16 protein-coding genes are annotated in these 24,535 nt (G+C 51.5%); 9 read left to right on the top strand and 7 right to left on the bottom strand.

What is annotated here, in order from left to right; genetic code table 11:
• Positions 1-31: 31 nt before the first annotated feature.
• The 5 genes from PREMU_RS13070 to glmM all read left to right on the top strand — a co-directional run bounded on the left by PREMU_RS13070 (position 32) and on the right by glmM (position 6,480).
• Positions 32-1,627, top strand: a complete 1,596-nt coding sequence (locus tag PREMU_RS13070) for a RagB/SusD family nutrient uptake outer membrane protein (protein ID WP_007576002.1) — start codon at positions 32-34, stop codon at positions 1,625-1,627.
• Positions 1,628-1,694: 67 nt separating this feature from the next.
• Positions 1,695-2,693 (top strand): zinc-binding metallopeptidase, encoded by a 999-nt coding sequence (locus PREMU_RS13065; protein WP_007576001.1) that lies wholly within the window; start codon positions 1,695-1,697, stop codon positions 2,691-2,693.
• Positions 2,694-2,717: 24 nt separating this feature from the next.
• Complete coding sequence (locus tag PREMU_RS14295; RefSeq protein ID WP_007576000.1) at positions 2,718-4,016, top strand: DUF4302 domain-containing protein; 1,299 nt, start codon at positions 2,718-2,720, stop codon at positions 4,014-4,016.
• A 301-nt stretch (positions 4,017-4,317) separates the two neighbouring features.
• Positions 4,318-4,986, top strand: coding sequence for a BamK family beta-barrel-assembly machinery protein (locus PREMU_RS13055; protein WP_007575999.1), 669 nt, complete (start codon positions 4,318-4,320; stop codon positions 4,984-4,986).
• Between the two features lie 111 nt (positions 4,987-5,097).
• Positions 5,098-6,480, top strand: a complete 1,383-nt coding sequence (glmM, locus tag PREMU_RS13050; protein ID WP_007575998.1) for a phosphoglucosamine mutase — start codon at positions 5,098-5,100, stop codon at positions 6,478-6,480.
• A gap of 331 nt (positions 6,481-6,811) precedes the next feature.
• On the opposite strand, the gene PREMU_RS13045 is transcribed toward glmM, so the two are convergent.
• The 7 genes from PREMU_RS13045 to gcvT form a co-directional block, all read right to left on the bottom strand.
• A complete protein-coding gene (locus tag PREMU_RS13045) occupies positions 6,812-8,449 on the bottom strand; it encodes a RagB/SusD family nutrient uptake outer membrane protein (protein WP_007575997.1) in 1,638 nt (545 codons plus the stop codon).
• A gap of 26 nt (positions 8,450-8,475) precedes the next feature.
• Positions 8,476-11,601 carry a SusC/RagA family TonB-linked outer membrane protein gene (locus PREMU_RS13040; RefSeq protein ID WP_007575996.1) on the bottom strand — a complete coding sequence of 1,042 codons (3,126 nt, stop codon included), beginning with the start codon at positions 11,599-11,601 and terminating at the stop codon, positions 8,476-8,478.
• A 563-nt stretch (positions 11,602-12,164) separates the two neighbouring features.
• Complete coding sequence (gene lpdA / locus PREMU_RS13035; RefSeq protein ID WP_007575995.1) at positions 12,165-13,517, bottom strand: dihydrolipoyl dehydrogenase; 1,353 nt, start codon at positions 13,515-13,517, stop codon at positions 12,165-12,167.
• A gap of 5 nt (positions 13,518-13,522) precedes the next feature.
• Positions 13,523-15,016 (bottom strand): aminomethyl-transferring glycine dehydrogenase subunit GcvPB, encoded by a 1,494-nt coding sequence (gcvPB, locus tag PREMU_RS13030; RefSeq protein ID WP_007575993.1) that lies wholly within the window; start codon positions 15,014-15,016, stop codon positions 13,523-13,525.
• 22 nt (positions 15,017-15,038) lie between these two features.
• Complete coding sequence (gene gcvPA, locus PREMU_RS13025; RefSeq protein ID WP_007575991.1) at positions 15,039-16,352, bottom strand: aminomethyl-transferring glycine dehydrogenase subunit GcvPA; 1,314 nt, start codon at positions 16,350-16,352, stop codon at positions 15,039-15,041.
• The gene (gene gcvH / locus PREMU_RS13020; protein WP_007575989.1) at positions 16,349-16,732 is read right to left on the bottom strand and encodes a glycine cleavage system protein GcvH; all 384 of its coding nucleotides are present in this window, start codon (positions 16,730-16,732) and stop codon (positions 16,349-16,351) included. The genes gcvPA and gcvH overlap by 4 nt, the downstream gene beginning before the upstream one ends.
• A 178-nt stretch (positions 16,733-16,910) precedes the next feature.
• Positions 16,911-17,978: a glycine cleavage system aminomethyltransferase GcvT gene (gcvT, locus tag PREMU_RS13015; protein WP_007575987.1), complete on the bottom strand. Its 1,068-nt coding sequence runs from the start codon at positions 17,976-17,978 to the stop codon at positions 16,911-16,913.
• A 318-nt stretch (positions 17,979-18,296) separates the two neighbouring features.
• Here gcvT and infC point away from each other — a divergent pair, with 318 nt between their 5' ends.
• From infC to PREMU_RS12995, 4 genes are all read left to right on the top strand, one after another.
• Entirely contained in the window at positions 18,297-18,977 is a 681-nt protein-coding gene (gene infC, locus PREMU_RS13010; RefSeq protein WP_007575984.1) for a translation initiation factor IF-3, read from the top strand.
• A gap of 72 nt (positions 18,978-19,049) precedes the next feature.
• Positions 19,050-19,247 carry a 50S ribosomal protein L35 gene (rpmI, locus tag PREMU_RS13005; RefSeq protein WP_007575982.1) on the top strand — a complete coding sequence of 66 codons (198 nt, stop codon included), beginning with the start codon at positions 19,050-19,052 and terminating at the stop codon, positions 19,245-19,247.
• 56 nt (positions 19,248-19,303) lie between these two features.
• Positions 19,304-19,648, top strand: coding sequence for a 50S ribosomal protein L20 (gene rplT / locus PREMU_RS13000; RefSeq protein ID WP_007575980.1), 345 nt, complete (start codon positions 19,304-19,306; stop codon positions 19,646-19,648).
• 202 nt (positions 19,649-19,850) lie between these two features.
• Entirely contained in the window at positions 19,851-24,533 is a 4,683-nt protein-coding gene (locus PREMU_RS12995) for a translocation/assembly module TamB domain-containing protein (protein ID WP_007575978.1), read from the top strand.
• The last annotated feature ends 2 nt before the right edge of the window (positions 24,534-24,535 follow it).

Below are 24,535 nucleotides of genomic sequence, written 5' to 3'. Positions count from 1 at the left end.
ATTCATGTCTTAGAAAAATTGTCTTATAACTATGAAATTCAAATCAAGTCTATATACACTTACAGGTTTGCTCTCGCTTTGCACCCTGACGGCCTGCAACGATTATTTGGACAAGCTTCCCGATGACCGCGCAGTGGTCAACACAAGGGAGAAGGTGGAGAAGTTGCTAAGCTCAGCATACCCCGATCATGTGCCCAACTTTATCTTTGAAATGAGCTCCGACAATGTCACCGACAACGGATCACAGTACTCTTTCCAACCCAATCAGGACGAAATGTACCGATTCAAGCCTGTGGAGACACAGGGAAATGACGATCCTTACACGTTGTGGAACCGCTTTTACTACCGCGTGGGCACTGCCAACGAGGCGATTGCCGACCTGAAAGCCATGGGCGATTCAACCGATTATCCTGCTGAATACGCTGAAGCCTCACTCTGCAGAGCATACAATATGTATCAGCTTGCCACCATTTTCTGCATGAATTACAACCCCGACTCAGCCGATGTCTACCTTGGACTGCCTTATCCCAAGGAGCCGGAGCAGGATGTCAACACCAAGTATGAACGCGGCACGCTGCGACAACTCTACGACAATATCAACCGCGACATCGAGTTCGCCCTGCCCCACGTGAGCGAGAGCTACATGACTACGCCAAAATACCACTTCAACCTCGGAGCGGCCTATGCTTTCGCAGCACGCTTCAACCTGATGATTCACAACTACGACAAGGCCATCGAGTATGCTTCAAAGGTGTTGGGATCCAATCCTGCCAAGAAGCTACGCGACTTTTCACCATTCCTTCAGATGTCTCCCAAAGACTTGCAGAACTCTTATGTCAAATCGAATGAAAATGCCAATCTGCTCATTCTGACGGCCTATTCCTCATGCTCACGCGCCTTGACATGGAGCTCCAGCTACCGTCGCTATGGCCACAATCGCGACATCTGCATTAGGGAGACATTCTGGGCTCGAGGTCCGTGGGGCTCAGGATCAGATAATAACACGCTGGTGTATTCACATAAATTATTCAACTATAATGCCGCACAGATGTACTTTCCCAAGGTAGAGGAGTTCTTCGAGACTACCGATAAGGTGAACTATACAGGCTACGCGCATATCGTCTTCCCTGCCTTTTCGGCTGAGGAAACGCTGTTGGTACGTGCCGAAGCTTATGCCATGAAGAAAGACTACGCACATGCCTTGGAAGACATCAACGCATGGATCACCTCCCATTGCTCAGAGACTTATGAGAATAGCAACCATCAAATTATAAAGCGCATACAGCTTACTGAGCAAAGTCTGAACGACTTCATCAACGCTATTCACTATTCTGAGGTGACGCCTACGGCCAACTCACAGCGCACAATCAAAAAGGTGCTGCACCCACAGGGCTTCACCGTCGAGGCGGGAGAGCAGGAAAACTTCATCCAGCTCATTCTGCATCTGCGCCGTCTTGAGACTTGGGGAGAGGGACAGCGCTTCGTCGACATCAAGCGATACGGCATCGAATTTACCCACTTCCTTGATGGAGAAGATCCCATCATTTTCCATGCAGCCGACAAGCGTGGTGCCATCCAGTTGCCAGAAGATGTGATCAATGCCGGACTGGAGGCCAACCCAAGGTAAAGTGAGTCAAGACCACGCTGGCTGATCATTACCAGCAGATTCATTAACTCTTTCATTTTCAGACACAATGAAATATTCAAAAATCATTATCATAGGCTTGACTACCATGCTGACGGTGGCATGCTCCGAAGACGACCTCAGCAGTCAGAGCATTTTCACCGACACCAAAGAGGCCAACGACAGCACGGAGCTTGACAGGTGGACGAAAGCCAACTTCACCGATCCCTACAATATCCGGTTTTATTACCGCTACAACGACAAGGAGACCTCCAGCTGGTATAACGTCGTGCCCGCCGATTACAACAAGTCGGTAGCACTGGCCATGATGGTTAAGCACGTGTGGATGGACGCCTACACAGAGCTCATGGGGAAGGACTTCCTCAAGATCTATAGCCCACGAGTCTACCAGCTCATCGGCTCACCGCAGTATTCCGAAGATGGTAGCATCGTACTTGGTGTCGCTGAGGGTGGCGTAAAGGTGACGCTGTTCCGCGTGAATAACATCGATATCGACCACCCTGTGATCGATGTCGACAGCCCACAACCTGACACCGGAGCGGTCCCCATCGACCTCAACTACTGGTTCTTCCACACCATGCATCATGAGTTCTGTCATATCCTGACACAAAAGAAGAACTACAGCACTGAGTTCCAGACCATCTCCACAGCCGACTATCAGGCTTCCAACTGGATCAATGTCGAGGATGTTAACGCACCGGCTAAGGGTTTCGTCAGTGGCTATGCTTCCAAAGAGTACAACGAGGACTTCGCCGAGATCTACTCCACCTACGTCACACACACTAAAGAGGCATGGGACAAGCTCGTTAGCCGGACCATCGCTGTGAAATTTGATGAGAATGGCGACACGGTCTTCACCATCGACAAGAAGACAAAGGAGAAGTTGCCTACCTATGACTACAGCGGCTACAATGCCCTCATGGCCAAGCTCGGCATTGTGAAAGACTATTTCAAGAACCAATGGGATATCGACATGGACAAACTGCGCGCCATCGTCCTGAGACGCTCGCAAGAAGTCTCCACACTCGACCTGCGCCATCTGAAGTAATAACAATTAATACCGACAATTCTTATGAGAAAGATATTTTGTTTAGGTTTTATATCGGCAGTGGCATTGCTTTTCGCGGCCTGCACTCCGAAGGTGGACGATGTCTTCGACGACTCCTCCGCCAACCGCGCCGCCAAGGACATCGCCCAAACACAGGAAGTGCTGGCCAGCCAGCCGGCGGGATGGATCATGCACTACTATGGCAAACTGAGCTATGGCGGCTACAACGTGTGGTGCAAGTTTGACAAATCAAAAGTTACCGTGGCCAGCCAGCATTTCGGCCCTGACAGCACTTTCACCTCACACTACAAAATAGAACAAAGCTCCGGCACAGTGCTGTCCTTCGACGAGTACAACCCCATCTTCCACTACTACTCCGACCCGAGCAACCCCGATTATGGCACGCTGGGCAAAGGATTCTTAGGCGACCTGGAGTTTCGTGTGCTCTCCGCCTCCAAGGACTCTGTCATCCTCACCGGCAAGAAGCACGGCGATCGCATCGTAATGATCCCCATGAACGACGCCAAGTCATGGGCTGACTACTACAAACAGACCATGGAAGTGGTCGATTCCATGCAGAGCTTCAACAACTATGCACTCGTGGTGGACAACGATACCATGCGGGCTTCAATGACCTACAACTATCTTACCGTTACCGACAAGAAGACGGGCAAGGACATTTACATGCCTTTCACCGTCACGCCCAAAGGCTATGTCCTCTACCAGCCAGTCACCTTCCGTGGCAAGACCGTCACCGGTTTCACCTATTCCCAGGACGGCAAATGGCTGGATCCGGCTGACAAGAGCATAGTCCTTATTCCGATTATTCCGCCTATCAATGAGCAGTTTGTTCTTGGCGCGTGGAATGTGTCCTACAGTAATCTCGGAGCCTTCGGACAGTCGAACTGGGATGTGAGCAAGGAAAAATACCAGAATAAATACAACGAAGAAACACAATATGCCATCCTCGGCCTCTATGAATTCGACTCATCTTACGGTAAAAACTTTGGTTTGAGCTTCGGCAGTTACGACGGCAGCGCAACCTGGTGGGGTACGCTTGCCATGACCTACACGCTCATAGGCGACGACGAAATAGAACTGACCTATGCGCCCGCACACAACGTGCTCAATGGCAATTACTATGTAAAGTACTACGGCTACGAATATATCGTCCGTCCGTTTGCATGGACCAAGCCGCGCCACTTCCGGCTCAAGACCAATGACGTTAAGCATCCGGAATACATCATCATGACTGATGAAAACGAGCCAAAGAATGTCATCAAAGTGACCAAACGCATTACGCCATGGCCATTTAGGAACTAATCAAAATTGATATCACAGAAAGGCGGTCCACTGGATCGCCTTTCTCGTTTCCCTCTACGCCGTAATCGCATTGCCTCTACACCGTAATCGCATTGCCTCTACGCCGTAATCGCATTGCCTCTACACCGTAATCGCATTGCCTCTACGCCGTAATCGCATTGCCCCGTCTTTTCCAAGGGAAAGCCAGAAAAAAACGAATCACGTGTTTTTTCATCGCTTTGAAATGTCAACAATAAATAAAATAGTAGCGGTATTAGAAATTAAATCATTAACTTTGCAAGCAAATACATTTCCATTGACTATGAAGCCAAGACATAACAAGACTCACTTCAGAGGGGGGCTCTTCCTTTCACTGCTGCTGATTTCCGCAACCCTGTTTACAGCCTGCCACGATGACCAGACCTATGCCGACCGAGTGAAGCGCGAGCGTAGCGCCATCAACGCTTACATTGCCGACTCGTCAGTCAATGTCATCAGTGAGGATCAGTTCCGCCAACAGAACTATACGACCGATGCTAATAAAAACCAATTCGTGCTCTTTGAGTCGAGCGGGCTGTATATGCAGATCGTACGTAAGGGTGCAGGCAAGCCCATTGCTGCAGGCGAGTCGGCACGCGTGCTGTGCCGCTACACTGAGCGCAACCTGCTCACCGATTCAATCCAGCTCTCCAATACTATCTCACCCTACTATTATCGCTATGTGGAGGTGATGAACGTAACCAATAATTCGGGTACGTTTTCAGGCAGTTTCGAGAAAGCGACAAGCCTGATGAATCTTGCTTATGGCACGACAGCCATTCCCAGTGGGTGGCTGGCAGTATTGCCCTACATCAATATAGGGCGATTTGTCAATCCTGACGACGAGCCGGCAAAGGTGCGTCTCATCGTACCCCATGACCTCGGACAGACCTATGCTTTTCGAAGTGTGTACCCCTGCCTGTACGACATCACTTTCGAGAGAGGCATTTAAAGGTCTCACAAATGGCGCGGAGCCGGTTCCCCGAATCATGAATCAAAAGTCCAGTGAGCCATCAGCTATCAGCTCATCAACTCTTTGACTATTAACTCATCAACTAAATACATGACACTCATTAAGTCTATTTCTGGTATTCGCGGCACAATAGGCGGCCCCACGGGCGACACGCTCAATCCGCTCGACATCGTGAAATTCACGACAGCCTACGCTACCTTTATCCGCCGTTCAAAGCAATCGGACAGTAACACCATCGTCGTGGGGCGCGATGCGCGCATCTCCGGCGAGATGGTGAAGAACGTAGTATGCGGCACGCTCATGGGCATGGGCTACGATGTCATCAACATCGGGCTGGCCACTACTCCTACGACAGAGCTCGCTGTGCGCATGAGCCATTCTGCCGGCGGCATCATCATCACCGCAAGCCACAATCCCCGTCACTGGAACGCATTGAAACTCCTGAATCAAGAAGGTGAGTTTCTCACCAAAGCCGACGGCAACGAGGTGCTTTCCATTGCCGAGAAGGAGGACTTTGAATATGCCGACGTAGATCATCTTGGACACTATACGGAGGACAACACTTATAATCAACGCCATATTGACGCAGTGCTCAACCTGCGGCTTGTCGACACCAATGCCATCCGCAGAGCACACTTCAATGTCTGCGTAGACTCCATCAACTCTGTCGGTGGCATCATTCTGCCGCAGCTCCTCGACGCTTTAGGCGTGGAGCATCACTTCCTCAACGGTACGCCAAACGGCGACTTTGCCCACAACCCCGAACCGCTTGAGCGCAACCTCGGCGGCATCATGGGAGAGGTGGGAAAGGGTGGCTACGACCTCGGTATTGTTGTAGATCCTGATGTAGACCGCCTCGCTTTCATCCAGGAAAACGGCAAAATGTACGGCGAGGAATACACGCTCGTCACCGTTGCCGACTATGTCCTCGACCATGTAAAAGGCACAACGGTGAGCAACCTGTCGTCAACACGTGCCCTGCGCGACGTCACCGAGAAGCATGGCTGCCAGTATTTCGCGGCTGCCGTGGGCGAAGTCAATGTCACGACGAAGATGAAGGAGGTGCATGCCGTCATTGGCGGCGAAGGCAATGGCGGGGTGATCTACCCCGAGAGCCACTATGGCCGCGACGCACTGGTGGGCATCGCGCTCTTCCTCAGCTCCATGGCGCAAAAAGGCTGCAAGGCCTCCGAGCTGCGTGCGTCATTCCCTAACTACTTCATGGCAAAGAATCGCATCGACCTGGAACCGGGAACGGATGTTGACGCACTCCTCGACCGCGTGAAACGCAAGTACGAAGGTGTCAGCAGCGTGAAAGTCACCGATATCGATGGCGTCAAGCTCGACTTCCCTGACTGTTGGGTTCACATGCGCAAATCAAACACAGAGCCCATCATCCGCATCTACTCCGAGGCAAAAACCATGGAAGAGGCACAGCAGTTGGCCAAGAAAATGCAGGCCGAGTTAGGCTGACACGATTTTGAATGGGAATGAGACAAATACACGATAGCGTTCTTGGTGACGCCGCCTTTACACTGTAAACACATTGCGATTACAGCGTAAAGGAAAAGAGAGAAGAACAGGCTGTTCGTCAGAAAGAATCCTTCCACCACCCATGTTACTGTCAGTGGCATACTCTATGGCGGCGGGCAGCAGTAGGAGGTACGCCGGACATAGCCATAGACTTCACAGCATCAATAATGGAAAGATCGAAAAAGACGCCATGCCAAATAACGGCATGGCGTCTTTTTTTACAGGTCAAGGTCACTTCATAGTGCAACCCAACAGTTGTCTTTCCGTTGGTTTACTTAGCTCCGTAACCAGGATTCTGCTTCAGTTTAGGATTCTTATCAATATTGTCCTGAGGAATGGGGAAAAGCTTGTTAAAGTCCTTGAACCCACGGTCCTCGATGAAATCGGTCTTGGTAGGGTCAACAGTGGCACGCATGGTAGGATCGGCATCGCTCTTGGTTGCACTGTTGATGAGGGTGCCGGTGATACGATTGAGCTTCACATTGAGTACCTTCTCAGCCAGCATTTTGCCGTCGGTGGTCTTCCAGCGCAGAATGTCGTATCGGCGGATGCTCTCTCCTGCAAACTCACTGCCGCGTTCACGGTGAATGAGCTCGCGAAGCATCTCCTTCGTGCTGTACTTCGTACGGTCCACTTTGGGCATGCCAACACGTGCACGCACTTGGTCAATCTTGTTGTAAACCTCATCTGACGGGCCGTTGAGCTCGTTCTCACACTCTGCCCAAGTCAGCAGTACCTCCGCATAACGAAAGATGATCGCCGCAATGTTGGCATTGGTATAGCCACCTGCATACTGACCTAAACCATCAGCATACTTTCTCCAGTTGTAGCAAGTCTTAGTGGCATTGTCAGCGTTGGTAGAATAATCGGGGTTCTTCTTACCTTCAATCTCTTTATCAAGCGAGTTGAACACCTTCCCGTTCCAGTCACAACCGGGATAGATGACCGACATGGCAAAGCGTGGGTCACGACCGTGGAAGGGATGCACAGGGTCGTAACCACTGCCCGCTTCATCAATCGCCTTGCCATTTGCCATCTCATAGTTGTCCACACACTGCTGTGTAGGCACCACCGATGACCAGCCACCAACACTGTTCGGGAAATAGTATGACATGTCGAGGCTGTAGGTATTGGTCAGCCCCTGCGCTGCGAGAATGATCTCTGGAGATGTCTGTCCTTCCACCTTGAAGAGGTTGGAATAGTCAGTATCAAGACTGTACTGTCCAAGGTCAATGATAGCCTGTGCAGCATCCTTCGCCGTCTTAAAGTCACCATCGTAGAGCGCCAGGCGCATCTTAAGGGCACAGGCGGCGCCCTTGGCCACGCGTCCGCGCTGTGACGGCGCAGCATTAAGGTCCGGAATGATGGCGTTCAACTCATCCATAATGTACTTATGCACCTCTGCCTGCGCCTTGCGGGGCACCTGAGCCTCCTGTGCCGTCTGGAAATTATCAATGATAGGCACGTCACCGTAGCACTCGGTCAGGATAAAATAGCGGTAGGCACGAATGAATCGGCACTGTGCCAGCAAGTCCTTCTTAGTAGCGTCCGAAGAGAAGGAGGCCTTTTCCGCATTTTCAAGCAATGTATTGCAGCGGCGGATAATAGTGAAGTCGTACATAGAATAGCCTGGATCGCTGGCCGTAAATGTACCATTTCCAATGTTACGGAAGCCCTCCCAAGGGAAATTGCCATAGGCAAAGTCAGATGTGGCATCCCAATAAGTCACCTCGTAAGAGGAAACGAATCCATCGTAACAGCCTGTTAGAAACTTCGACACATCGTCCTGGGTCTTCCAGGTCATGTCGGGTGTCATGGCATCCTTGGGCGAAGTCGTCAGGAAATCATTGCAGGAGGTTAGCGAGAAAGCGGCAGTACCTGCGAGAATATAATATTTCAGATTTTTCATTTCTATGATATATGGATGTATGACAATTAGAATACGATGTTAAGACCGATGGAATGAGAGCGAATAAGAGGATACGAAGAACCGCGCTCACTGGTAGTCTCGGGGTCAGTATTGAAGCCAAGAGCGTCGATAGTGAGCAGGTTTTCACCGCTATAGTAGACGCGTACGCGCTCCAGTCCGATGCGGTTGAGCAGGGTCTTGGGCAGACTGTAGCCGAATTGCAGAGTCTTCAGACGAAGATAACTGGTATTCCAGAGCCAGAAATCAGACATGGCAACCATCATATCACTGGGGCTAGTGCCGGTTTCAAAGACGCGTGGCATCTTAGCATCATGGTTATCCTCAGTCCATGCTTTCTTCCAATAGGTAGAAGGATGACCGGAATCACCGACAAACTCACCGAGCACCTCACGGTTGTAGACATGACGCACACCGGCAACACCCTGCCATACCGTACTCAGGTCAAAATTCTTCCAAGTAGCTCCAATGTTGAAGCCATACGTGAACTTCGGCATATCGGATGTAGACTCATAGATACGATCATTGCCATCGAGTGTGCCGTCGTTGTTGGTGTCAGCATAGATAAGGTCACCAGCCATAAACTTCTTGCCAAAGGGATTGCCATACTTCTTGGTAAAAGCATCAGCTTCTTCCTGAGAGTTGAAGTACTTGCCGGTCCAGTGATACATATAGAAAGTGTTATACTGGTGACCGACAGCCTGTCTCATGTTGCCATTGGAGATATACTCAACAGGATTCCCCTGAGCATCAAGACCTAAGTCAAGAATCTTATTTTTGTTATAAGCGAAGTTTCCACTGATATTGAGACCAAAATCCTTTCCGAAACGATGGTTGTAGGCCAATGAAACCTCCACACCGGTATTACGCATAGCACCAATATTATCCTTATAAGCACCGAGTGCGAACTCAGCAGGCGTAGCGACACTCATGATGATTCCTGTGGTCTTGCGGCTGTAGACGTCGATGCTTCCTGTCAGATCACGGAATAGGCCAAAGTCGAGACCTACACCATACGAAGTGGATTTCTCCCACGAAATGGTGGAAAGGTGATAGGAGCTTTGATAATAACCTGCATTCAGCACACCATCGAACGGATAGTTTGCCCCAAGATTATAGGTATTCATCCAAGGATAATAGTCGCTCAACGCGTTCTGATTGCCATCGCTCAACGCGTTCTGATTGCCCAAGCGTCCCCAAGAAGCACGCAGCTTCAAGTTATCGAGCCAGCCCTTCGTTCCTGCCATGAACGGTTCCTCACTGATACGCCATGCTGCTGAGAAGGAGGGGAAATAACCCCATCGATGGTCTTTTGCAAAGCGTGAAGACGCATCGCCACGGATGTTGGCCTCGAAGAGATAGCGGTCGTTCCAGTCATAGTTCAGGCGGCCAAACCAGCTCACCATAGTCAGCTCACGCGTATATCCGCTGTTGGTCTGTGTAGAAGCATCACCAGCATCCATGTCCGTGAGATCGTTGTTAGGGAACTTTTTGCGGTTGGTCCAGTCCTCATTGTATTTGAATCGCTCCGTATGCCAGCCTGCCATACCCTTGAAATGATGGTCGGCAAGGCTCTTAGCGTAATTGAGGAAAGCATCAAAGTTGGTACGATGCCATTCATAGTTGCCAATACTCAGCTTGTTCGGCTCAGAAGCCTTATTGGAATTATACTGGATAAACTTTTGGAAATACTCGTAGCGCTGCGAATTATCCACATAAGCCCCCTGCACAGTGAGCTTCAGATCACTATAAATCTGCCAATCCAAACCAAGCAATCCGCTGAAATTCTGATTATTGCGCTTTACCTTCATGCCAGAATCAAGCCATGCCATTGGATTACCGTCGGAGATAGTACCATAGGAACCGTCCTCATATTTATTAACCACCCAAGGAGCAATACGATTCAACAGGCGCACGATCTGGTCGCTACTTCCTCCATAATAAGCACTGCTGGCATCACTATAGTTGTTGTGAATATAGCTGAGATTAATATGCGCAGTGATGCTCTTAGAAAGATTCATGTCGAGATTAGTACGAGCATTGAACTGCTCGCGGCCGGCATTGGGCAGAATACTACTTTGCTTGAGATAGCCCGCAGAAGCCATATACTTAGCAAACTCGTTGCCACCCGTGACGTTCACGCTCTGACGATGTTGGAAACCGGTCTTATAAGCCAGGTCATACCAATCAGTATTAGGATGTCCATAGGGGTCAGAGCCATCACGGAACTTCTGAATATCCTCATCAGTAAATGCAGGAGTCTTACCCGCACGCTTTAAAGCAAGGTTGTAATAGGTTGCGGCGTCAGCCGAATTCATTCGGTCCATAAGCTTTGTGGCATTAGAAATACCATAATAACTGCTGTAGCTCACACGGGGTTTACCACTCGAACCACGCCTCGTCGTAATGAGGATGACACCGTTGGAGGCCTTCGAACCATAGATAGCAGCAGAAGCAGCATCCTTCAACACTGAGATGTTCTCAATATCCTGTGGATCAAGGGAGTTAATATTAGAAGTTTCGATACCATCCACCAAAATATAGGGGCTGGCATTGTTGAGTGTTCCCACACCACGTACACGAATATTTCCGCCGTCCATACCAGGCGCACCGTTGGTACCGGTAACCGTGATTCCGGGCATCAATCCTTGTAAGCCTGAAGTAACATTGTTAATAGGTCGGTCAGAGAGGCTTTTTCCTGTGATCTGAGAGACGGAACCAGAGAGGTTAGCTTTCTTCTGAGTGCCATAACCCACAACAACAACCTCATTGATAGACTGCTGATTTTCGGTCAGTTTAATCTTCAGCGCACTGCCTTTCCACGTCACCTCCTGCGTGTTGAAGCCTACATAAGTGATGATCAAGGTCGCGTTGGCCGGCACATTGCTCAGAGCAAATCTACCATCAACACCAGTCACAGCACCATTATGTGTGCCTTTTACAGTGACCGAAGCACCGATAACGGGTTCGCCGGTATCGTCAACGATCACACCATTACAGTTTTGACTAACGTTTTGCTGCACAGAGGCCACCCCCTTCATCGGGCTGTATGGCACGGCCATCGCTGTCCCGGCAAAGACGGTTAAACCTAAGAGCATCAGGCCAATGCTGAACAAAGGTTTTTCCTTTTTCATAAAGAATATTATTAGTTTTTGGTTATAAATCGCTACAAAATTAATAATTATCTATTAACTCCACAAATAAAAATTGTATTATTTTCTATTCCATTCATTCTCCTTTTAGTAATTTAATAAAGGGATACATTCTTGAATGGAAGCGTAATACATAATTGTAAAAACAACATAAAAAAAGCGACACGATTGGCCACCATTCATTTGGCCTACACCACTCTCTGCCTTTTTGGGCCAATACATGGCTCTCGCCCGTCTTGAGATCACAACCATGGAGATAGAGCGCCTGCTGTGACTCCACCTTTCAGTAACGTCCGGGGGTGACGCCATTGACAAACACGATATCCTTACCCCACGATTCCATGTCGAGGAAGGCAACACCGGGCTTGTTGGACATAAAGGTTCTGATAGATATGCCAAGTATTCTGGGCGACAAACAAACCTGTGGATAGTAGCTAATAAGAGAATAATGAAAGGCTTCTCATTATTATAATAATACGATTAAATAATTATAATAATACGATTGAATAGAAAGCCGCCATGCCCTGAAGACATGACGGCCGATGTTAAAGCAATTCCTGAAGTGTGGGATGGATATGGATGACGGCGTCAAGATCACGCAGTGTCGCGCCCACTGAGATGAGCGCACTCACCTCCTGCACCAGATCTGCAGCATGAGCACCGAGGATATGGCAGGCGAGAAGGCGGCCGTCGGGGGCTGCAATCACCTTCACGAGTCCATCGGTAGCGTCCATCGTCACCGCCTTGCCGTTGGCACGATAGTACGATTTCACGACCTGCGGCCGGTCTTCACCGGTCATTGTGGCCTTCAGCACGTCCTCCGTGGGCCCCGTACCCGCCAGTTCGGGCGTAGTGAACACCGCCCAAGGCACCAACGACATCTTCATATGGTTCTCACGACCCGCAATGGCGTCAACAACAACGCGGCCCTGTGCCTCTGCGGCATGGGCGAGCTGCATGCGGCCATTCACGTCACCGATAGCGAATACGCCTTTCACAGACGTCTCAAAACAATCGTTGACCTTAATGCCATGACGGTCAAAGTCGATGCCTGCAGCCTCCAGTCCCAGTTCCTCGGTGTTGGGGCCACGTCCTGTTGCCGCAAGGATGATGTCGCCCTCCACAGTGAAGTCCTTACCTTTTTGCGTAAAGGTCAGTGCGGCACTGTCGGGCGCAGACACTCCTTCCGTGCTAACGGACTTGGCTGCAGCTTGCAGGTAGAACTTCACCCCACGCTTCTCCAGGCTCCTCCTCAGCCGCTTGGCAAGGTCGCTGTCGGCCATAGGCAGGCACTCTTTGAGGAACTCCACGACTGTGACCTCAGTGCCGAAAGCACTGAAGGCCGACGCCATCTCCATGCCAATAACGCCTGCTCCAATGATAACGAGGCGTTTAGGCAGGGTGTTGAGAGCGAGAAGTCCCGTAGAGTCGACTACCCGGGCATTGTCGATACCCTCTACACGCGGCATAACAGGATGCGATCCCGTCGCGATGAGGATATGGTCGGCGGTGTAGTCGGTACCGTTGCAAACCACAGTATGGTCGTCTTTCAGCCGTGCCGCGCCGCGCACGAGCTCAATACCGGGCTGCGCCATGAGCGTCTCCACACCTTGGCGGAGCTGCGCCACAACGGCTTCCTTGTGCTCATGCAGCCTTCCGAAGTCCACACCGGGCTGCGACGGCGACGGCCAGAGCCCCCATCCTGAGGCATTGGCATTGTCGAGCACAAGTCCGGCAGCATGACAATAGACCTTGGTGGGGATGCAGCCGCGGTTAAGACAAGTGCCTCCCGCCTCCGCTTTCTCAAAAACGGTGACGCGAAGCCCCTGCTTAGCGGCATATTCAGCTGTGGCATAGCCACCCGGGCCACAGCCGATGATCATCAGAGATTGTGCCATCGTCGTCAGTCTTTTTGCGGATTAGCAACCGATTGCGCATAGGTGAGCACCGGATGTCGAGCGGCAAACACGTCGTCAACACGCGTGATGGGCGTGTTGTGTGGTGCGCTCTTCACGGCATCGGGATTTTCTTTCGCTTCCTTAGCGATTTTGCGCATCACGCCGATAAACTCATCGAGGGTCTCCAGACTCTCGTTCTCGGTGGGCTCTATCATCATGGCCTCATGGAAGAGCAGCGGGAAATAGATGGTCGGCGCATGGTAACCGTAGTCGAGCAGGCGTTTGGCAACATCGAGCGTCGTCACATCCGTGGGATTATCCTTCAATCCGTTGAACACGAACTCATGCTTGCACGGTCCTGCGATCGGCAACACGAAATCGTCCTTCAGGCTCTCCTTCACGTAGTTGGCATTGAGCGTGGCGAGCGGTCCCACCTGCTTGATGTACTCCTTGCCAAGCGTACGGATATAGGCCAAAGCGCGCAACAGAATGGCGAAGTTGCCCGTAAAGGCACCCACATGAATCTCATGGGCTGTAGGCGACGATGAGGCGGCATCATGGCCGCGGTTCATGATGAACGCGTTGCCTTCGCGCTCCACACGCGGATAGGGCAGATATTTCTCCAATCCCTTGCGCACCCCGACGGGACCCGAGCCAGGACCGCCACCGCCATGCGGTGTGGAGAAGGTCTTATGCAGGTTGACGTGCATCACGTCGAAGCCCATGTCGCCCGGCCGGCAGATGCCAAGCAGCGGGTTGAGGTTGGCGCCATCATAGTACAGCAAGGCACCACAGCCATGCACCAACTGCGCTATTTTCGGAATGTCATGCTCGAAAAGTCCGAGTGTATTGGGATTAGTCATCATCATCGCCGCCACGTCGGGTCCGAGAAGAGGCTTGAGATCCTCCACGTCGACACGCCCGTCGGCAGTGCTCTTCACCTCCACGACCTCCAGTCCACATACCGCGGCAGAGGCGGGATTGGTGCCGTGGGCCGAATCAGGCACAATAACCTTGCGGCGTGCCGTGTCATCGCGGTCTTCGTGGTAAGCACGGATGATCATCAATCCTGTAAGCTCACCGTGCGCGCCGGCACATGGATTGAGCGTGAAATCGGCCATACCGGTGATGGCTGCAAGGTCATGACGCAGCTCCCACTCAGCCTCCATGGCTCCCTGCACCGTCGTGTCGGGCTGCATAGGATGGAGTTGGGTAAAGGCGGGCATTGCCGCAATCTCTTCGTTAATAGGCGGATTGTACTTCATGGTACACGAGCCTAACGGATAGAAACCGTTGAGCACGCCGAAGTTGTTGCCGCTATGGTTGGTATAATGACGGGCAACCGTCATCTCATCACACTCGGGCAGGGCCGCGTCCGTGGCACGCCGCTCATCAGCGGGTACATCGTAGTGACGGAAGCCGGTCCTCGGCAACGAGTAAGCGCGACGCCCTGGCTTGGAAAGCTCAAAGATGAGATTGCCGTATAATTTGTTGTTCATAATTGCAAATTTTTATAAAAGGTTACACCAGACCAACATATTGATTGAGCTCTTCGGCTGAGCGCTGCTCGGTGACAGCAATCATGATGACATTGTTGCCCATGTCCACACCGCCGAGAATGCCGTTGTCGGCAAGCTTCTTCAGCAGTGCCGGCACGTCGCCTTTATAGCTGAGACAGAACTCGTTGAAGAACGGACGGTCGTACAACTCCGTGAACTTTCCCGTGGCGATGAGAGCGTCATGCAACTGATGGGCACCGTCAAACGAGCGCTGTGCCGCCTCCTTGAGCCCTTCCTTACCCATGATACTCATATAGATGGTGACCCAGAGCGCGAGCAGCGACTCATTGGAGCAGATGTTCGACGTGGCTTTTTGTCGCCGGATGTGCTGTTCGCGGGCCTGTAGCGTCAGCACGAAAGCGCGCCGGCCCTCGCTGTCGACAGTCTGCCCGACAATGCGTCCGGGCATCTTGCGCACCAATTTCTCCGTGGTACACATATAGCCGAGATAGGGTCCTCCATACGACATGGGGATACCGAGGCTCTGCGCCTCTCCCACGGCCACGTCAGCGCCCCACTCCCCCGGCGTCTTGAGCAGGGCGAGATCCGCCGCCACACTGTTGACGATGAAGAGCGCCTTGGCCTGGTGGCAAGTGTCGGCAAAACTCGTGAAGTCCTCCACGATGCCGTAGCGGTTGGGCTGCTGCACGATGACACCGGCCACACCGCCCTGCTCTACCATCTCACGGAGGTCGTCGGCACAGGTCACACCCTGGTCCCCGGCAATGATTCCGACCTCAAAGCCGTGCACGTGGGCGTAGGTCTGCACCACAGAGAGCGTCTTCTTGTCCACCGTGGCCGAGACAAGCACACGGTTGGCCTTACGGGCAGCAGCGACAGCCATCATGGCAGCCTCGGCCGTGGCCGTGGTGCCATCATACATTGAAGCGTTGCTCACCTCCATGCCTGTGAGCTCGGCCATCATCGACTGGTACTCGAAAATATAGTGCAACGTGCCCTGCGACACCTCAGCCTGGTAAGGCGTGTAGCTTGTCAGATACTCGGACCGCGCACAGACGAAAGGCACGACAGCCGGCACATAGTGGTCGTAAACGCCCGCACCTGCAAAGCAAGTGAGCAGCCGGTTCTTCTTGCCCAAGCAATCGAACCACGCGCGCAGCTCCACCTCGCTCATCGCCTCCGGCAGGTCGTAGTCGCCTTGAAGGCGCACTTCCTCGGGCACATCAGCGTAGAGATCGTCGATGCCCTTCACGCCACAACGGCCGAGCATCGTGGCGATGTCGTCAGCAGTATGGGGAAAAAACTTGAAATTCATAGGCTTTGGCAATATTTATCGTATGCGGCGGCATCCATCAGACCGTCAAGCTCAGACTTATCGGAGAGTTTGACCTTCATGATCCAGTTGCCATAAGCGTCCTTGTTGATGAGATCGGGTGCATCCTCCAGAGCCTCGTTGACCTCTTCCACCACACCAGTGACGGGAGAATTGAGATCTGAGGCGGCCTTGACGCTCTCCACGGCACCGAACTCCTCGCCGGCAGCGATCTCGTCGTCAACCTCAGGCATATCCACATACACGATGTTGCCAAGCTGCTGCTGTGCATAATCGGTAATACCCACGTAGCCGTAGTCGCCGTCTACGCGTACATACTCGTGCGACTCTGTGTAGTAGAGTCCCTGTTTCACTTCTGACATAATCGAAATTGGTTTTTAAATGGTTGTTGTTGTTTGTGTTTTCTCGTTTTCCGATTACGGCGTAAAGGCGATGCGATTACACTGTAAAGGCAATGCGATTACAGCGTAAAGGCAATGCGATTACACTGTAAAGGCGATGCGATTACAGCGTAAAGGGAGAAGCCCTGCGGCGCGCATGCTATTTCTTGTAATGCTTGTCGTAGAATTTCTTCTTCACAATGGTGCCGGGGAAAGTCTTTTTCCGAATCTGGATCTCCACGCGGTCGCCGAGCTTGAGCGCACTGTCCACGAGTGCCACCGCACAGCTCTTGTCGACGGAGATGAGGCGGTAGCCCGTTGTCACCTCGCCCACGGGCTGCCCGTCTTTCAGCACAGTGTAGCCATGACGGGGCACGGCAAGGGCGTCAAGCTCAATGCCGCGCAGGCGGCGCGCCACTCCCTCGGTCTTCTGCTTGAGCAATGCTTCCTTGCCAATGAACTCAGGCTTGTCAAACTTTACGAACATCGACAGACCCGCCATAACTGGAGAGATATCCTTTGACAACTCGTCGCCATAGAGCGGAAGGCCTACTTCGAAGCGCAATGTGTCACGACAGCCCAACCCGCAAGGCGTTACATGAGCCTCCATGAGCTTGTCCCAGCAGCCGGTGATCCAGTCGTGGCTGCCATAGACCTCAAAGCCGTCCTCGCCCGTATAACCGGTGCGGGAGATAAGACTGTCGCCCACGGCCTTCACTTCATAAAAGTTGAGCTCGTGGCAGGGAATGCCCAAGACCGTCTCCACGATTTTCTCGCTCTCAGGTCCCTGTATGGCAAGTTGGCCATAACGGTCGCTGGCATAGTCAACCTGAATATCGAAACCGTCTGTCTGGCTGCCTATCCACTCGTCATCCTTGTCGATGTTAGCGGCATTGATGGTGAGCAGAAAGTGATTATCGGCAAGCTTGCAGATGCAAGTGTCGTCGACCGTACCGCCGTCGGGATAACACATCATGCCGTAGAGCACCTTGCCCGGACCGACCTGAGAGACATCGTTGGTGAAGATATGGTTCACGAAGCGCTCGGCATCCTTGCCGGAAACGAACACCTCGCCCATGTGCGAGACGTCGAACACGCCGCAGTGATGGCGCACAGCGTTGTGCTCCTCTATAATAGATGTGTACTGGATAGGCATGTCAAAGCCCGCAAAAGGTTGCATCAATGCCCCTAAGGCCACATGACGGGAATGAAGACAAGTCTCTTTCATAAGTTTAGTTTATAGTTTATGAGTTTATAGTATCAAAGTATATGATGAATGAGCAAGCGGATCATTGACTCACTCTTAGGCCAAAAGCAACAGCAACGCCCTCAGGTGGTTTTATTTATGCGGTAAAGTTACAAACGTTTATGCACACCGCAAAGTAAAAGCGAAGTTTTTTAAAAATATTTATCTTATTAACTATTCCATGTTTTTTTATCAAGAAAAAGCGAGAAAAGATTTGTCAATTGACTAAAAATGCGTAACTTTGCACGCTGTTTGGGGGCTATTGTGCCCAGACGCAACAATGAACTTTAAAATAGTTGGATGAAGAAAGACAATTTGAAAGATCAGTACCGTATCAATGGACAGATTCATGTACGGGAAGTTCGTGTGGTAAGTGATGGCGGCTCCGAGGTGATGCCAACGCGCAAGGCTTTGGATATGGCCCGCCAGCAAGAGCTCGACCTCGTCGAGATCTCTCCCAACGCCCAGCCACCTGTTTGTCGGATCATCGACTATAGCAAGTTCCTCTACCAGCAGAAGAAGCGCCAGAAGGAGATGAAGCAAAAGCAGGTTAAAGTGGAAGTCAAGGAGATCCGTTTTGGACCTCAGACCGATGACCACGATTACCAGTTCAAGCTCAAGCACGCCAAGGAGTTTCTTGAGGAAGGCAACAAGGTGCGCGCCTACGTCTTTTTCCGCGGCCGAAGCATTCTGTTCAAGGATCAGGGTGAAGTACTCCTTCTCCGTTTTGCCAACGATTTGGAAGAGTGGGCCAAGGTAGAGCAGATGCCAAAGCTTGAAGGCAAGAAGATGTTCCTCTTCCTCGCACCTAAGAAAGCTGGCGTGGCCAAGCAGAGCCAGCAGAAGCGTGACCGCCTGGCCAAAGAGGCCGAGGTCAAAGAGCAACAGCAAATTCAGGCCCAGCAAGATGCCCAAAAGAGAGGGTTGCTCGGAAATGCCAAGGGAGCGGAAGAGCTGCTCAATAAGCTTGGCGATAAATAAGAAATACTGTGTGGCCCCGCCTGGTATATGCGTTGCCACCTTTTATTCATAACAAATAAACAAACCATAAAAATGCCAAAAGTAAAGACAAACTCCGGCGCAAAGAAGAGATTCTCATTCACCGGTACAGGTAAGATCAAGCGTCATCACGCTTATCACAGTCACATCTTGACTAAGAAGACGAAGAAGCAGAAACGTAATCTGGATCACCAGACACTCGTAGACCGCACCAACCTCAAGCAGGTACGCGACTTGCTGAACCTTCGTTAACTTATAACAGGCGTGTTAAAAGAAAACTTAGTCGAACGATTTAAAGAAGAAAAATTATGCCAAGATCAGTAAATCACGTAGCTTCTAAAGCCAAGAGAACAAGAATACTGAAGAAGACCAAGGGTTACTTCGGCGCCCGCAAGAATGTGTGGACCGTTGCCAAGAACACCTATGAGAAGGGTCTTACCTATGCTTACCGCGACCGCCGTACCAAGAAACGCAACTTCCGCGCACTCTGGATCCAGCGTATCAACGCAGCTGCACGCCAGTATGAGATGAGCTACTCACAGCTCATGGGCGCTCTCCACAAGGCCGGAATTGAGATCAACCGCAAGGTGCTCGCTGACCTCGCCATGAACAATGAAGAGGCTTTCAAGGCCATCGTTGAGAAGGTGAAGTAAACCGGAAAGAATACAAAACAGAAAGAATACATATTGAAGAGGATGTCGCATTGTTGTGTGCGGCATCCTCTTTTTATTTGGAAACTACTAAAAAAAACATCTCAGACCACGGTGAGCACTACAAAAAATATCAAGAAGAGCTATCGGGTTTTCAAGAAAAATGTGTAAGTTTGCAGGATAATTAACCATTAGCACTTCATCCATGGCGGAAGAAAAGCATACGCCGGTAACTATCAAAGCAAGAAAAGTCTTCAAATATGCGGGCATTGTCATAGCAGTGCCTGTAGGGCTCTTTGTTGTTCTGTCGTTGCTTTTCTATTTTCCCCCGTTTCAGAATTGGGCTGTCAGCAAAGCGGCAGAAGTGGCCTCGGAGAAGATGGGAATGCAAATCAGCGTCGGTCGTGTACGTCTTGCCTTTCCTCTTAACCTTGCATTGGAAGACGTGAGAGCCTTTGAGCCCAACGACAGTCTGCGCGGAAAGACAGACACTGTGGCGCTTGTCAAGCGCACTGTGGCGGACGTGCAGCTGTTGCCTCTGTTCAAGAACCAGGTAATGGTAGACGAACTCTCCATGCACGACATGAAAGTGAACACCACACACTTTATCAGCGACGTGCGAATCAGTGGAAAGGTGGGTGAACTGAACATAAAAGCACATGGCATTGACCTGTCAAAAGAGCATGTGCACGTCAATCATGCACTCCTGCGCGATGCCAACCTGCTTGTAGAACTCTCTGATACTGCAAAGAAAGATACGGCAAAATCGAAAAACTACTGGAAGATCAACTTCGATGACCTCCATATTCACAGCACGTCCTTTGCCCTTCACACGCCTGGCGATACCATCAACGTGGCCCTTCGCATGGAAAAGGGCAAGGCAAACGGCGTACACCTGGATCTTTTCAAGAGCCTTTACGTTGTCAGGCAACTTGACTGGAGAGGTGGATGGCTTGCTTACGACAGGCGCCCCACGCCTGTCATGACAAGCGGATTCGACCCTAATCACATTGCCCTAAGCAGCCTGCAACTCCATGCTGACTCATTCTGTTTCTGTGCCCCCACACTCAAATTGAACATCGTCTCGGCCGCCTTCCAAGAAAAAAGCGGACTGCAAATTGCCGGCTTACAGGGGTCTTTCCGCATGGACAGCAACAGTATCGCCCTGCCTCAGCTACGTCTCAAGACGCCGTCCAGCGATCTTCTACTCGCCTTCCGCATGGACATGGACGCTTTCTCCACTGATCTTCCGGCTGACAGCATGGGAGCATTCTCGGCCGTCTTCCATGGATCGATAGGACGTGATGACCTACTCGCGCTCGCTTCATCGAGTCTTCCAGAAACTGTCGCTGCCAAATGGCCGCGCGTGCCACTCGTTGTCAACGGAAAAGTAAGCGGCAACCCGCACAGACTACATATAAATAATGTGTACCTCGCACTGCCAGGCACCTTACGAGTCAATGCCGACGGATTCCTTGCCAACGTCACCGACTTGAGAAGTCTGCGCGCCGACATAGACGTAAACGCACATACCGGAAACCTCGCCATTGTCAAGGCAATGCTTCCCCATAGCGTCACGGCAAACGTCAACATCCCCCAAGGCATCAGCTTAAAAGGCCATGTGAAATATGACAATGAGAAGATTGCCTCTCGGTTTACGGCCTCACAGGGCGGCGGCACGATAGGAGGCAACGTGGCTCTTGATATGAAACGGATGGCATATCGTGCCGACCTGAAAGCGCGCCGGATGCCTATTGCCCACTTCCTCAGGCATCAGCCCATCCATCCTTTCACCGGCACGGTAACGGCTCAAGGCAGTGGAACCGACCTCTTCTCTTCCCACACGATGCTCCATGCCAAAGCAAATATCAAGGCATTCGGCTACGATAAATACAACCTTGACAACATTAAACTCACGGCTCAACTCATCAATGGCCACCTCATTGCTAATGCTGATTGCAATAACCGCGCTTTAAAGGGACAGCTTGGCATTGACGCACTGCTCGCCGCACTGCATATAGGCAAAAACCGGACAAGTGCAGCAACCCTCACGGCAGACCTTACTCATGTAGATCTCCATGCGCTACATCTCATCGACGAGCCCATCACGCTGTCGGTCTGCGGACAAGTGGACATAGCAACCGACCTCAACAAGTACTACAAAGCACAAGGAATCCTCTCCGACATCACGGTGAGCAATGGGAAAAAGCAATTGAGACCCAATGACGTAGTGCTTGACATGCTTACCGATTACGACACGACACGGGCTGTAGTCGACTGCAACGACTTCCATCTCAACCTGCACGCATCCGGCGGTTATGAGCGACTGACGCGCGCTGTCACTCCGTTTATGAATGAATTGCAGCGGCAGATGAAAGAGAAGTACATTGACCAGACGCGCCTTCGCCATCGTCTGCCACAACTTCAACTACAGTTGCAGACCGGCGAGGACAACTTCGTGGCGCAAGTGCTGCACCACTACGGCATCGACTTTCATAGCATCGACATGGACATCACGTCTTCACCGACCGGCGGTCTCAATGGCACCGCACAGGCCTACGGACTTGTTGTGGACAGCATGGCACTTGACACCGCAAGACTTCTTCTCTCATCGGCACAGAAAGACATGACCTACAGCCTCGAAGCGCACAATGGAGAGAAGAGCTCGTTGCCATTCCACGCTTTCCTCGACGGCGCCATCACCGAGCACGGCACTTGGGTCAAGCCACGTATCTATGACGCAAAGGGCCGGCTTGGCGTCAGTCTAAGTCTCATGGCAGAGATGGAGCCGCACGGCATAAGTATGCATATCTTCGGCGATAAGCCCATACTCGGATATAAGGAGTTCGCAGTCAACGACAGTAACTACGTATTTCTGAGCGATGACCGCCGCGTAAGCGCAGACATGAAGCTCACAGCCGACGACGGCACCGGCTTACAAATCTTCAGCGACGACAGCAATACCGGAGCACTACAAGACATCACCGCATCGCTCCACAAGCTTGATATCGGGCGAATACTTGCGGTCATCCCGTATGCGCCGGACATCACCGGTGTGCTCGACGGCGACTTCCACCTCACACAGACCAAAGAAGATATCACCGTCTCGTCGTCAGTCAATGTAGAGAAAATGACCTACAACGGCTCTGTGTTAGGCAATGTAGGCTCGGAATTTACCTACATCCCCAGGCCCGGCGGTGGACACTATGTCGACGGCATCATCACCAAGGACGGTGAAAACCTTGGCTCGCTCGAGGGTACCTACTACTCCGTGGGCAAAGGCGTACTTGACGCTACGCTCGACATGACGCGTATGCCCTTGGACTTCATTAATGGTTTCGTGCCCGACGGCCTCTTCGGCTTCAAAGGCTACGCCGAAGGAAGTCTCACACTAAAAGGGTCGGCCTCACAGCCCAACATCAACGGGGAACTTTTCCTTGATTCTTGCTATCTCTTTTCCGAGCCTTATGGCATGGAAGTACGTTTTGCCGACGACCCTGTAGCCATCAAGGACAGCCATATCGTGCTGGAGAATTTCGAGGTGTTCGCCCACAACAGCTCTCCGCTGAATATCTCAGGCACGATAGACTTTGCTGACTTGTCAAGGATGATGGTCAACGTGCGCATGCGTGCCCACAACTATCTGCTCATCGACTCAAAGGAAACGGCCCGCTCCGAAGCCTACGGCAAGGCTTACGTCAACTTTAACGGCACAGCGCAAGGGCTCATCGACAACCTCCGCGTGCGCGGTGTCGTGGACGTGCTCGGCACAACCGATGTGAAATACAACCTCAAGGACTCACCGCTCAATACCGATGACCAGCTCAAAGATCTTGTGGAATTCACCAACTTTACCGACACTACCGCTGACATAATCAATCAGCCTCCTCTCACCGGCCTTAATGTGGACCTCTCGCTCAATATTGATGAGGGCGCGCATATGGACTGTTACCTCAATGCATCGAAGACTAACTATGTCGATGTTATTGGTGGCGGGGAATTACGTATGCAGTATAATAACGTTGACGGCGTACTTCTTCGTGGGCGATATACCATTAACTCCGGCGAGATGAAGTACGAATTGCCCGTCATTCCACTGAAGACTTTCACCATCGCCGAGGGGTCCTATATCCAGTTCACCGGTGACCCGATGAACCCACGACTGTCCATCACAGCCACCGAGACCACCAAGTCAACCGTAGGCACAACATCAGGCAACGGGCGGGTTGTAGACTTTACCTGTGGCGTGAAAGTGTCAAAGACGCTTCAAGATATGGGATTAGAGTTTACCATCGACGCGCCTGAGGACATGACCATCCACGACCAACTGCAGTCGATGACAGCGGAAGAACGTGGCAAGCAGGCTGTTGCCATGCTCACCACAGGCATGTACCTCGCCGAGGGCAACACTACCGGATTCTCCATGAACTCGGCACTCTCCACCTTCCTCAACTCACAGATCAACCAAATCTCCGGCAAGGCATTACGCACCCTTGACATCGGTTTCGGCGTGGACAACAACATCACCAGCACCGGACAATTACAAACTGACTACTCGTTTAAGTTCGCCCGCCGCTTCTGGAACAACCGATTGAAGCTCAGCATTGGTGGAAAGCTCTCCTCTGGACCCGAAGCAGCCATGAAAAACGAGACCTTCTTCGATAACGTATCCGTGGAATACCGTGTGTCACCTGTATCCAACATGTATCTCAATCTTTTTTATATCCGTGACAGTTACGACTGGTTGGAAGGCAATGTCTCCCGCTTTGGCGGCGGCTTCCTATGGAGAAAGAAGATGAATTCGCTCGGCGATCTCTTCCGTTTCAGAGAGAGCAAGGACCTGGAACCCGACACTTTGAAGAGAAAAGAAGGCGGAGCAAAAGAATAAGA

The sequence above is a fragment of the Hallella multisaccharivorax DSM 17128 genome (genome assembly GCF_000218235.1).
GTDB lineage: Bacteria > Bacteroidota > Bacteroidia > Bacteroidales > Bacteroidaceae > Prevotella > Prevotella multisaccharivorax.
The sequence above is the reverse complement of the archived record's forward strand: the minus strand, read 5'-3'. Positions and strand labels throughout refer to the sequence as shown.